Origin of the sequence: Paraburkholderia kirstenboschensis (genome assembly GCF_904848585.1) — a bacterium.
GTDB lineage: Bacteria > Pseudomonadota > Gammaproteobacteria > Burkholderiales > Burkholderiaceae > Paraburkholderia > Paraburkholderia kirstenboschensis.
Window position 1 is genome coordinate 32,551 of record NZ_CAJHCR010000011.1, and the last position, 12,506, is coordinate 45,056.

The 12,506-nt window shown below is 62.8% G+C and carries 11 protein-coding genes; 5 read left to right on the top strand and 6 right to left on the bottom strand.

Annotated elements, in window-relative coordinates:
- Positions 1–23 precede the first annotated feature (23 nt).
- Positions 24–542 (top strand): sigma-70 family RNA polymerase sigma factor, encoded by a 519-nt coding sequence (locus JMY24_RS24625; RefSeq protein ID WP_128590591.1) that lies wholly within the window; start codon positions 24–26, stop codon positions 540–542.
- Positions 539–1,366 carry an anti-sigma factor family protein gene (locus JMY24_RS24630; protein WP_128596718.1) on the top strand — a complete coding sequence of 276 codons (828 nt, stop codon included), beginning with the start codon at positions 539–541 and terminating at the stop codon, positions 1,364–1,366. The genes JMY24_RS24625 and JMY24_RS24630 overlap by 4 nt, the downstream gene beginning before the upstream one ends.
- 25 nt (positions 1,367–1,391) lie before the next feature.
- Here the strand turns inward: JMY24_RS24630 and JMY24_RS24635 are convergent, their stop codons facing one another.
- On the bottom strand, positions 1,392–2,273 hold the full coding sequence (locus JMY24_RS24635; protein ID WP_128596717.1) for an AraC family transcriptional regulator: 882 nt from the start codon (positions 2,271–2,273) through the stop codon (positions 1,392–1,394).
- 201 nt (positions 2,274–2,474) lie between these two features.
- Between JMY24_RS24635 and JMY24_RS24640 the strand changes: the two genes are divergently transcribed.
- The gene (locus JMY24_RS24640; protein WP_128596716.1) at positions 2,475–3,371 is read left to right on the top strand and encodes an NmrA family NAD(P)-binding protein; all 897 of its coding nucleotides are present in this window, start codon (positions 2,475–2,477) and stop codon (positions 3,369–3,371) included.
- Between the two features lie 761 nt (positions 3,372–4,132).
- Positions 4,133–6,385, top strand: coding sequence for a two-partner secretion domain-containing protein (locus JMY24_RS24645; RefSeq protein WP_128596715.1), 2,253 nt, complete (start codon positions 4,133–4,135; stop codon positions 6,383–6,385).
- Positions 6,386–6,673: 288 nt separating this feature from the next.
- Here JMY24_RS24645 and JMY24_RS24650 read toward each other — a convergent pair whose 3' ends face one another.
- From JMY24_RS24650 to JMY24_RS24670, 5 genes are all read right to left on the bottom strand, one after another.
- Positions 6,674–7,168 carry a MaoC/PaaZ C-terminal domain-containing protein gene (locus JMY24_RS24650; protein ID WP_128596714.1) on the bottom strand — a complete coding sequence of 165 codons (495 nt, stop codon included), beginning with the start codon at positions 7,166–7,168 and terminating at the stop codon, positions 6,674–6,676.
- A gap of 130 nt (positions 7,169–7,298) precedes the next feature.
- Positions 7,299–7,520, bottom strand: coding sequence for a DUF993 family protein (locus JMY24_RS24655; protein ID WP_413231267.1), 222 nt, complete (start codon positions 7,518–7,520; stop codon positions 7,299–7,301).
- Positions 7,521–7,658: 138 nt separating this feature from the next.
- Positions 7,659–9,263: an acyl CoA:acetate/3-ketoacid CoA transferase gene (locus tag JMY24_RS24660; protein WP_128596713.1), complete on the bottom strand. Its 1,605-nt coding sequence runs from the start codon at positions 9,261–9,263 to the stop codon at positions 7,659–7,661.
- A 73-nt stretch (positions 9,264–9,336) separates the two neighbouring features.
- On the bottom strand, positions 9,337–10,680 hold the full coding sequence (locus JMY24_RS24665; protein WP_128596712.1) for an MFS transporter: 1,344 nt from the start codon (positions 10,678–10,680) through the stop codon (positions 9,337–9,339).
- 77 nt (positions 10,681–10,757) lie between these two features.
- Entirely contained in the window at positions 10,758–11,516 is a 759-nt protein-coding gene (locus tag JMY24_RS24670) for an enoyl-CoA hydratase/isomerase family protein (protein WP_128596711.1), read from the bottom strand.
- 337 nt (positions 11,517–11,853) lie between these two features.
- Between JMY24_RS24670 and JMY24_RS24675 the strand changes: the two genes are divergently transcribed.
- Positions 11,854–12,447 carry a TetR/AcrR family transcriptional regulator gene (locus tag JMY24_RS24675; protein WP_164853701.1) on the top strand — a complete coding sequence of 198 codons (594 nt, stop codon included), beginning with the start codon at positions 11,854–11,856 and terminating at the stop codon, positions 12,445–12,447.
- Positions 12,448–12,506 lie beyond the last annotated feature (59 nt).

The window sequence follows — 12,506 nt, forward strand, 5'->3', positions numbered from 1 at the left end:
AGGCCCCATGACCGGGATGAATAATGGATGTTCGTGACGAGTTGATGGAACACGTGCCGCGCTTGCGGCGCTATGCGCGGGCGCTGATCAACAATCGCGACCTGGCCGACGATCTGGTGCAGGACACGCTCGAACGCGCGCTCGGCCGCACCGGAATGTTCCAGGCCGGCACCGATCTGCGTGCCTGGCTATTTACGATCATGCACAACGTGTTCGCGAATCAGGCGCGCAAGGCGTCGTCACGCGCGGTTCACGTGGCGGTCGACGACGAAAGCGTGCATGAAAGCGAGTTCGCCGTGCCGGCGCAACAGGCCCGTTCGCTGGAAATGCGCGACCTCGACTACGCGCTGCAGCGTTTGCCCGTCGAGCAGCGCGAAGTCGTGCTGCTGGTAGGTCTCGAGGAAATGAGCTACGCCGACGTCGCGCTCGCGCTGAACGTGCCCATCGGCACGGTCATGTCGCGGCTTTCGCGCGGTCGCGAACGGCTTCGGGCATTGATGGCGGGCAGCCAGCCCGGTGCGAAATTACAGGTGGTGCGATGAGCGAGCAAATTACGCCGATTAGCGAAGAAGAACTGCACGCCTATGTGGACGGCACGCTGTCCGAGGAACGACGTGCGGATGTCGAGCGCGCGCTCGAACAGAATCCGGATCTGGCCACGCGCATCAGCGATTATTTCTCGCTGAACAGCATGTTTCATGAGCGCTACGACCGCGTGTTGAACGAACCCGTGCCGAAGCGCTTGCAGCCGGGCGAGCCGCGCCGCTCGCGCGTCGCTGCCAACTGGCCGCAGTTCGCGGGGATGGCGGCGGCGCTGGTGATGGGCATCGGCATCGGCGTCGGTACGCATATGGGACGCGACACGTTGCCCTCGGTGGCGGGCTCGTCTAACACGCGCCCTGTCAGTGCGGACAGCAGCGAAGTATTTGCGCGTCAGGCTGCAGTTGCGCATGTCGTATATATGCCGGCCGTCGACCGGCCCACCGAGATGAACGCGGATCGCGAGCAGGACTTCGTGCAGTGGCTTGCGAGTCGCCTCGGCACGAACGTGCATCCGCCCATGTTGTCGAAGGCAGGCTTCGCGCTCTCGGGTGGCCGCCTGTTGCCCGGTCCGGACGGCGACACCGCGCAGTTCATGTATCGCGGCCAGAATGGCGAACGGGTGACGCTGTGCATCTCGCGCCGCAAGGTGAACGCGAACACGACGGCATTCAAGCTCTATCAGGACGGGCCGGTTAACGTGTTCTATTGGGTCGACGGCGATTTCGGCTATGCGGTGTCGGGCGGCATCGACCGCAAGCAGTTGCTGCAACTGTCGCATGACGTGTACTCGCAATTGACGGCAGCGGCGCCGCCGCCGGGCTGATGCAAATACCGTCTGTTGCGGTACGTCAGCGCGCCCCCGACTTCACGAGTTCGCGCGGCGTCATGCCGAGGAGCCGGCTCATCCAGTGCGCCATGTGGCTCTGGTGCGCGAAGCCCGCGTCGAGCGCGACCTGGCTGGCGCTTAGCCGGCCTTGCAGCAACAGCGTTCGCGCGCGTTCTACACGCCGCTGCACCACGTATTGATGGACAGGCACGCCGAGCGTCGCGCGAAACAGCACCTTGAAATGCGGCACGCTGAGGTCGGCAAGCGCGGCAAGCTCGCTTAAGGTGAGGCGTCGGTCGAGATGTGCTTCGATAAACTCGGTCACGCGCGCCGCTGTTCTCGGCGCGAGCGTGCGCCGTTTGTCGTCGAGCGACGCAGCGCCGCCGATCAGACGTACCACCATTGCCGTGCACAGACTTTCGGCGTAGAGCGGGTCCGATGCCACGTCTGCTTCCAGTTCCGCGCGCAAGGCCCACGCAAGGTGCTGAAAGCCAGGATCGCGCATCTGGAATTGCGGGCGAATCTGCATACCGCTCGCTTTGAGCGCCAACTGTTCAGCGGTCCTGCGCGCGAAATCTTCGCCGATCCATACGCTAAAAATCGTGCAGGCCGATTCATCGCTCCATTGCCCATCGAGTCCTGCCGGAATCACATCGGCGTCGCCATGCGCCTGGATGCGCGAGTGCGGTTTCTCGTTGCAATGACAGTGCGCTCGGACGGGCGCGCCCACATGCACGCCGATCCGATGGTGCTTGAACGCCGGTATCCGGTGCAATCCGGCTGATACGTTCACCAGCTCGGCGCCGAAACCGTGCCAGCCGAGCATTCGGCTCGAACGCAGCGCGATACGGGAGCCGCTGTGCGCGGGTGGGATCTGCGTGCGGGTCTCAGGGACGGCATTCATCGTTTATCTCGCGGATGGCAGTCGGTCTGCGGGCATTGTGCATGGTTTTTCGGGCCTGCGCTCAATACGCCTCCTCGCTGCCGCGCGCGGCGGCGACAAGCAAAGAGTCATCCGAATCTGCTCACACGCATCTTTGCATGCGCGTTTTCCGCTGGGCGCGTCCTTATGATCCGGCCATGACGATCCGGTAAGGAGCATCCCATGTTCGTGATTTTTGGAGCAGGCGGCAATGTCGGCAAAGTGAGCGCAGCCGCATTGCGACGCGCGGGCCGCCACGTGCGCGCCGTGGTTCATAGCGTGGCGCAGGCCGATGCGCTCTCGCAAATCGGCTGCGATGTCGCGCTCGCCGATTTGCACGACCGGGCTGCGGTGGCGCGTGCACTGGAAGGCGCGCACGCGGTGCAGATTTTGTGTCCGGTGCCGCGCCATCACGATGACCCGGCAAACGCGATGCGCGGCATGATCGATGTGAGCGTCGAAGCATTGCGCGCAAATCCGCCGCCACATGTGCTCGCGCTTTCCGACTACGGCGCCGAACACCCGAGCGGAACGGGCATCACGACGCTGTTCCACTACCTCGAAACGCAACTCGGTACCGTGGATACCCGGTTGACGTTCCTGCGCGCAGCCGAGCATATGCACAACTGGGCGCGCGTACTGCCGCTCGCATTGTCGAAAGGTGTGTTGCCGAGCCTGCATCATCCGCTGGAAAAGCGCTTTCCTACTGTGGCTGCGCAGGATGTCGGCGCGCTGGCGGCTCAATTGCTGCTCGACGGCGAGCCGCCTCAGCGTTCGCCACGGGTGGTGAGCATAGAAGGTGAAGAACGCGTCAGCGTGATAGACGTTGCTCGCACTATCGGCGAACTGGCGGGCCGGCCGGTCATGCCACACGCCGTGCCGCGGGAGCAATGGGCTGCGATGCTCGAAGGCGCGGGCTTGGGCGGGCAACACGCGCGGCTCATCGTGGATCTTTACGACGCGCACAACGCGGGGCGCATCGACGTGCAAGCGGGCGTCAGTGAACGACGATTCGGTCCCACGACGTTGGCGCAGGCGTTAGCGGCGATCGTGCCGCACAGCGCGGCCCAGCGCGCATGATCGCGGAGCATGGAAATGTCGACCTGCCCCTTGAGATGCGAGCCGAGACGAACGTCCACCCATGCGAGCAGCTTGCTCGCGCTCGTGCTGACTCTATCCGCACTCGTGGGCTGGCGCGCGCTTCGGGATCTGCTCAATGCGATTCCCGACAGCAACGAGGACTTTGGCTTGTTCTAAGCGTGAAGTGCTCGGGCTGTCCAGATGTTGTTGCGTGCCGGCGAAGTGGCCGAATACACTTACCTCATCCAGACTGGTGCCTTGCGTCTCTGTGTGCGCGATGCACAAGGCAGGGCACAAGCCGACGCGACGTGTTCTCTCGTGGATCAGGAAACGCGCGGCTATCTCTTACTACCCAGCTTTCCACCCAAATGGGTTCATCAGGATGATGCTTTAACGACATCGATTGCGTGTGCCAACGTTTCAGTATTCTCGGGCCGAACCTTGTGTGTGAATTCGGTCACGTGCACTCCGGTTGAGCGAAGCATTGTGAGTTGCTCGTGGGTTACGATGCCTCCGCTCACCCACCGCCGACAAGCGGGATTATCGCGGCTCAGTTTTTCGAAGGCAGCGACTCCAGCTGTGGGACCACGTGAAGGAAATCATATTTCCTGTACAAGGCGTAAAAGCAGTGAATCAAGTCGCGAAACGCCGATAGTTCCCTGTTCGTTAAGTGCGCAGTTTATGTCTATGCTGCTCTGGCCACACCTTCAAACAAATCTCCGGGCCTAGTGGCATGCCGATCCTGCATAGGAGAGGAAAGTATGTCGCTCAATACGCTCTCACTGCGCCCGCCTCATGGTGCGCGCAGGCTACCTGCTGTCTCCAGCATCGTTTCGCTCCTAAGTCTTTCGTGCGCCGCACCGGTGCTCGCGGCGGGCATCCTGCCTCAAGGCGGCGCGTATGTGAGCGGTAGCGGCTCGATCGCTACTTCCGGCGATACGCTGACCGTCACGCAACCGGGTTCCTCACGCGGCGTGATCGACTGGAACCGCTTCTCGATCGGCCGGAACAACACCGTCAACATCAACAACGGCGACGGCGCGACGCTCAATCGCGTGACAGGCGGCGCGCCGTCGATAATTCTCGGCAAGCTCAACGCTACGGGCAGCGTCTACCTGATCAATCCGCAGGGCGTGGTGGTCGGTCCACAAGGCGTAGTGACGACTGGCGGGCGCTTCGTTGCGTCCACGCTCGATACCGACAACGCGTCGTTCATGGCCGGCGGTCCGCTCACGTTTTCCGGCCAGTCGACGCAGCGTGTGGTCAATCTCGGCAACATCGGCTCGACCAACGGCGACGTGCTGCTGATCGCCGCGAGCGAAGTCGACAACTACGGCAACATCAGCGCGCCGAACGGCACGGCCGAGATCGCGGTCGGCAACAAGGTGCTGTTGCGGGACTCGTCGAGTTCGCCGCAGATGTTCGTGCAGACGGCGAGCGGCGGCGCGATCGTCAATACGGGTGCCGTCGAAGCGGCGCAGGTGAACCTGCAGGCCGTCGACGGCAACATCTATGCGCTCGCCGGCAACGCGGATGTTTTGCGCGCAACTGGTACGGCGGTGCGCGACGGTCACGTGTGGCTCGTCGCAGGTCCGAAAGGACAGGTGATTCTCGCGGGCAATATCGCCGCGAAAAACGCGGACGGCAAAGGCGGCACGGTCGATATGGATACGGGACTGTTCACATTCTGGGGCGACTTCGCGAAAGTCGTCGCGGGTCAGTGGAACGTCACGCTGCCCGCCTACACGTGTGACAACGGCGCGTCGCGTTCCTTCACGCGCAGCCTCAACGACGGCACATCGATTTCGATGACAACCACCGGCGCGAACGGACAAAGCGGCGACATCAACGCCGACCAGAGCATTCGATGGACGGGCGGCGCATCGCTCGTGCTGAACGCGGCACATAGCCTGACGGTCAGCCCGGGCGTCACCTTGAGCAACCAGGGCAGCGGCGCGCTGACGCTGCGCGCGGACGCGGCGGCGATCAACAACGGCGGCAGCGTCACGAACGGTGGCACCATCGACTGGTCGCGCAGCACCGGCACGGTCAGCGTGCTGTATGACATGACCGGCAGCTATACGCCGGGCACCATGCTCGCGAACAGTGCGTGGGTCGCGCCGGAATACAGCGGCCTGCTCACGCAGATCACCGGCTACAAACTCGTCAACTCGGTCGATGACCTGCAAAACATCGCGAACGATATGAGCGGCAACTACGCGCTGGGCCGCGATATCGACGCGACGGGTTACGCGTTCACGACGCTGGGCTTCGCCAGCAAATTGGCGTTCAGCGGGCAGTTCGACGGCATGTGGCACAGCGTGTCGCACATTAAACCCGACACTGACGCGGTCTTCAGCGACATCGCCGCAAACGGCGTGGTGCGGGACGTGAATATCCTCGATGCGGTCTCCGGCACTTACGCGCCGTCGTACAAACCAGACGGCATTCTGGCCATGAGCAACTACGGCCTGATCGTCAATACGTTTACATCGGGCTACGTGTCGGGGTCCAGCAACGCGGCGGGCGCGAGCATAGGCGGACTCGTTGGCACGAGTTACGGAACAATCGCGCGTTCCGGCAGCAACGCCACCGTCTCCGCCGACTCCGGCGGTGGCGGCCTGGTCTTCGATAACGAGGGGACGATCACCCAGTCATACGCTACCGGCATCGTCGCGGCGAATGAATCGCGCGGCTCGTCGGGCGGCCTCATCCACCACGGTAACGGCACGGTCACGGAGTCGTTCGCGACCGGCCAGGTCTCTGCGTTCAACCGCGTAACGGTCGGCGGGATCTGCGACTACTGCACCGGGCTCGGCAGCGACGTCTACTGGAATACCGAAACGACGGGTCAGGCGAAGAGCGGCGGCAATCTTCCCGCGTCGAACGGTCTGACCACCGCGCAGATGAGTGACCCGACGAGCTTTGTCGGCTGGAACTTCGGCAGCAATGGCGCCTGGGTGATGCCGGCGGGCGCGACGCATCCGGTGCTGCGCTGGCAGGTCGAGCATTGAGCGAAAGATGCGATCCGATCGGCTGCTGCGTTCGCACAGTGCGCGAGATTGTCGCCAATCCAGGGGCGTTGGTTCGATGATCGCATCTGGCCGGCCACTGCCTGATGCGATTCTCATGCTCGGCGGTGATCCTCGGATACTCCGCCGACGGCAACACGCGACCCGTTGCCGATAGTCGCGCAGGCGGGCAGCGAAGGGCCGCAAACGGAACGGTCCGGTCATCAAGCCGGCTTCAAAGGGAAGCCCACCGGAAAACCCCACAAACGTGCCAGCGTTTGAAAGAAGAATCTAAGCGCGATTCGTCATCAACAGTAGCGTTTCGCCATCCTGCACGACATTGCCAAGTTGATTCAGCACGCTCAGCCTCAGCGTCGCGATCCCCCGGTCGATGCGTTTTGTCACGCGTTTGCCGACGACCTCGATATCGACCTGAATTCGGTCGCCAATAAGAAGCGGCTCGCGAAACGACCAGTTCCAGCTCAATGTCGCAAGTGCGCTCATGCGGACCGGCGATCGCGTCTTCAGGCCATCGGTGAGTGCCAGGCCAAGCAGTCCGTGCGCGATCCGGCCGGGGAATCCCGCCTCCTGCGCGGCGACGTCGTCAAGATGGATGTCGTACATATCGCCCGAGACGCCGGCGAAATTTACGATGTGCGTTTCCGTCACCGTCATGCCGGACGTGACGAAATGATCTCCTATCTCGATGTCATTCAGGTCATACATCCCCGGCGTGAGCAAACGCCCTCGCTGTACGGAGTCTCTTTCGTTCCGGGATTGTGTCATGTCTCTATCCTTGTGCGTTCTGGTTTCGGTGTGCGCGCTGAGGCTGCAAAGTTTGTTGAGAGTGGGTGAATCAAGAGAGGCGATGCAACCTGTTCTCCATCAATTTCCAATCGAGACTCTCGCTCATCGATCATAGTCCGAGCGTTTGCATGACAAGCCGCATGCGCTGAACCGCGAGAGCGGGATCGCGCAGCAGGCGGGCTGCATCCGCGAGACGGAACACGTCCGCGAGATAGAGCGGTGGACGCGCCCCGTGATGACCGCCCGGCATGAAGAAATGCGGCTGAAACCCGTTCAGATAGGCGAGAAAGACGACGCCCGTTTTGTAGTACTGCGTCGGCGCGCAAAAGATACAGCGCGGAGCGCAACCGTCCGCTGGCGTCGAAGAGCGCGTTCATCAATTGCGGCGTCTTCACCTGCGTCACCGGACTGCCGACGATGCCAAAGAGCCGTGTCGATCCGTCGATCTGAAGAGCTTGAAACTCGCGCTTCACCGCTGGCGCTCCGCGAACTCTGCAAGACGCGGATGGCATGGCCAGCACTGCGACGCCATATCGGCATCGAGACCCATCGGCTCCGGACGGAACAGGCGCTCGTCCATCAGCTTGAGATCCGGCGAGATGACAGGACGGAACGCCATATGCGCGAGCACGTCGCGTTCGAGATCGATGCCGGGTGCGATCTCGATGAGTTCCAGCGCGCCGTCGATGGCGCGAAACACCGCGCGCTCGGTGACGAAGAGCGTCGTCTGCTTGCGCTCCTGCGCAAACGGCCCGCTATACGACACCTGCTGCAGCTTCGACACGAACTTGCGATGCGCGCCTTCCTTGAGTATCTGCAGCTTGCCGCCTTCGCACGACACTTGCAGATTGCCCGCCGTGAAGGTGCCGCCGAAGACCATCTTGCGCGCGTTCTGGCTGATGTTGATGAAGCCGCCCACGCCGATCAGCTTGTTCGCGAAGCGGCTGATATTGACGCTGCCCTGCGCGTCGATCTCGACCGCGGAGAGAAACGCAATATCGATGCCGCCGCCATCGTAGAAATCGAACTGATACGGCATGTCGACGATCGCGCTGTAGTTGCGCGCGGCGCCGGCATCGAGTCCTGCCGCGGGTGCGCCGCCGATCAGCCCTTGCTCGTTGGTGAGCACGATGTGATGCAGCACGTCTTCCTCCGCCGCGACCAGCCCGATGCCCGTGCACACGCCCGAACCGACGTTGCACACCGCGCCCAGGCTCAGTTCCATCGCGAGACGCCGTGCGATGATCTTGCGTTCGTCGAGCGGCAGGCGCGGAAAGCCACCGAGCGGAATGCGCATCTCGCCAGTGAACGACGGATCGTAGGCCGTCTGATACGTCACCGGCTGATCGGCTTCGACGACGACTGCATCGACGAGCATGCCGGGAATCTTCACCGTCTTCGCGGGCAAGGTTCCGCGCTTCGCAAGCCGCTTGACCTGCACGATCACGAGGCCACCGTTGCGCCTGGTCGCCTGCGCCATCGAGAGCATGTCGCCGAACACGGCCTCGTGCTCCATCGACACGTTGCCGTCCTCGTCCGACGTCGTGCCGCGCAGGAACGCGACGTCGACCTCGAACGGCTTGTAGAACAGCCACTCGCGGCCTTCCAGTTCGATCAGGCTCACGAGCTTGTCATCGCTCGGCGCGCCCTGCAGACCGCCGTCGTTGCGCGGATCAACGAAAGTATGCAGTCCGACATGACTGATGAGCCCCGGCCGGCCCGCCGCCATCTCGCGCGTGAGCTGCGAGAGCGCGCCCTGCGGCAGCGTCCACGCTTCGACCTCTTTGTTCAGCGCCATTTGCGCGAGCGCCGGCGAATCGACGAGCGTGCCGCACACGACGCGTTTGAGCAAGCCCGCATGCGCGAGACGGGACGCGCCGCGCTCACCGCGATCGCCGAGACCGACCGGATGCACCGACGTGATCCGGCGCGGCTCGCCTTGCGCGAGGAAGCGCCGTTCGAGCGCCTCGATCAGCGCTTCCGGCACGGCGTGTCCGCCTCCCGATCCGCCGATCATCAACGTATCGCCATCCTTCAGCAACGATGCAGCCTGGTCGGCGCTCAAAATTTGCATGTTCTCTACTCCGTTTAAGTCTGTTTATGCATGCGCGATGCGCCTCTTCGACGCATCCCGGTCTTTCAGGCTCTCAAACTGCCGGGCGCGATTCCTGGAACACGGGATGATCGTCCCGATGTCGCGAGAGGCGTTTGCCGAGAAGCGCGGCGATCAGCGTGAGCACGCAGAATACGGCGAGGAACACCATCACGTAGGTCGGCTTGCCGTTCGCGTAGGCGACGAGCGCGGTCGCGATGAACGGCGTCGGTCCGCCGATGAACGCGCCGGAGAATTCCCGGCACATCGCGATGCCGGAGAATCGATACTGCGTCGGAAACAGATTCGACAGGAACGCGCCCTGCGCGCCGCACGTGCAACCCCAACTGATGCCGTAGACGGCGCTCATCGCGATCGTGGCGCGCACGACGTCCTTCGAATCGATCGCATGAAACAGCGGCCACACGAGCGCGAGCGCGATCATCGCGCCGGCCGCGAATACGTTGCCGCTGCCGTACTTGTCCGCGAGCATGCCGCCGACGGGCGCGCAGAACAACGAGAAGCCCAGCGCGATGATCAGCACGACAAGGCTGTCCGACCTGGCCATGCCGACGGTGTTCGTCATGTAGCTCAGCGCGAATGTGTTGAGCACGTAGCTGAGCGCCTGATGGCCGCCCATCGCGAAGAAACCGCACACCAGTTCGCGACGGCTGTTGCGGAACAGGTCCGCGACCGGCACTTTCTCTGCTTTGGCCTTTGCGCTCGCCTTTTCCATCGCGGCGACGTATTCGGGCGTCTCGTCGAGCTTCGAGCGGATGTAGATCGCGACGCCGAACAGCGCGAGCGACAGGAGGAACGGCACGCGCCACGCCCACGTGAACAGGATGTTCTCCGGCACGTACGAGATCATCAGGAAGGTGGCGATCGCGATCATCACGCCGAAGTTGGTGGCCGCGTTCGGAATCGACGTGAAGAACGCGCGCCGGTTCGGCGGCGTGTACTCCGCGATCAGCGTGATCGCGCCGGCTAGCTCGGCGCCCGCGCCGAAGCCCTGCATCATGCGCAGCAGCACCAGCAGGATGGGCGCGATCACGCCCGCCTGCTGCCAGGTCGGCAATATCCCTAGCCCGACCGTGGCCGCGCCCATGATCGTCACGCAGAGCACGAGCGCCGGCTTGCGGCCGTATTTATCGCCGATATGCGAAATGACGATGCCGCCGAGCGGCCGGATGATGAACCCGACCGCGAACGTCGCGAACGCGGCGAGCGTACCGGCCAGCGAAGACAATTGCGGAAAGAACAGCTTGTTGATGATGAGGCCCGATGCCGCTGCATAAAGCCCATAGTCGTACCACTCGATGATGGTGCCGAGCGTCGACGCGAACACGGCGCGCCGGATGTTCCTGCGGTCTGCTTTCTGCGCATGTGCTGCTTGCATGGCGCTGTCTCCTGCTTCTCTTTGGTTTTATGCGACGCCGCGCTGTTACGGCGTTCGTTGACGCATTGCGTTGCGGATCAGGATCGGCCCGAACGGCGGTCGAATGCGTTGGCGCCCTCCTCGTAGTTGCCCGAGGCGAAACAGAGCGACGTCAGCTCGTTTTCGTAGCGAACGCCCTGTTCGACGCTCATCGAAAGCGATGCGCGCACAGCCGCCTTCACCGACTGGGTCGCGATCGGGCTGAACTCGGCCATCTTGCGGCACAGCGCCATCGCGGTATCGACGACGGCCGCATCCTCGACCACCATCTCGACGAGACCGATGCCGCGCGCTTCGTTCGCATCGATGGTGTCGCCGGTCAAGAGAAGGCGCATGGCCTGCCCGTAGCCGACGAGACGCGGCAGCATCTGCGACGCGCCGCCGCCACCCACCCAGCCGCGCACTACCTCCGGCGCGCCGAACTTCGCGCTCTGTCCCGCGACGCGGACATCGGCGCCGAGCATCATCTCGAGTCCGCCGCCGAGCACCCAGCCCTTCAGCGCGGCGACGACGGGCTTGGTGAAGTCGCGGATCACCATCGCGTAATCGGTGCGGGCGCGGAATTCCCATGTCGTGCGATACGTCTTGAGCGAATGCAGATCGCTGCCCGCGCTGAATGCGCGCTCGCCTTCGCCGCGCAGCAGCACCGCGTGGATCGCGTCGTCGCGCTCGATGTCCTGCCGGATGGCGACCAGCGTCTGCGTCATTTCGGGCGTGATCGCGTTCATCTTCTCCGGTCGATTGATGACGATCTCGGCAACCGCGTCGTGCCGGCGCACCACGATTCGATCCTGCATCCTGCCTCCTTTTTCGACTGTCGTAGCAGTCATGTCTCATTCGAGTTTTCCCTTATACTTACTTACTAGTAAGTACTGGTGAACCGACATTAACATCATTGCCGAACGGTAGGCAACGAAATTTTCGAGGAGAAGGAAAATGGCACGCGCGCAGTCGTTTGCGGAGGGGGCCGAAGGGGCGATCGATAACCGGCGTCGTGTAAAATCAGCCGCGCTTTCCGCATCATCCAGGTCCGATGCTTCGCCCCGCATGAGGCCAAATCCATACTCCAATCCTTGCCGAGGTGAACCGTTGAGTCAGAACGACAAATCGAACTCCGCATCGAGAAAGTCCCCGATGTACGACAGCATCAAGGACCTGGCGAAGAAGCTCCTGATCGCGCACGGCTATCACAAGACGACGTTTGGCGTGATCGCCAAGGAGCTCGGCATCACCACGACCAACATCCACTATCACTTCGGCAACAAGAACAGTCTCGTCGAGGAAGTGGTGAAGGAATACGTGGCGGGCGCCATCGAAGGACAGAAGAAGATCTGGCTCGACGAAACCCTGTCGCTGCAAGAAAAAGTGCAGGCCGAAGTCGCCTATAACCGCAACCTGTTCCGCAAATACAATCCCGGCGGCAGAACGCGCAAGCCGTGGAGCCTGATTGGACGTCTGCGTCTGGAAAGCGATGTCCTGACCGACGAGGCGCGCGCGGCGCTCGCTGGCTTCACGACCGAAATCCACCGGGCCGTCGAAAGCGCCGTCGAGCATGCGAGCCGCACCGGCGAGCTGAAGCGCGACACGCCGAAGGAAGACCTGATCTTTCTGCTGACCCATCTGGTCGACAGCCTGTCGGTGTTCGCGCAGGACGCGGGCGGCTTCGAACGCGTCGAACAGTTCATGAACTCTTTCTCCGTCGTGGTGCTCGCGAAGTACACCAGGTGATTTTTCTCCGCCGACGTGCATCGGCGGCTGGACAATTAGATCGATCTACCCTATTGTCC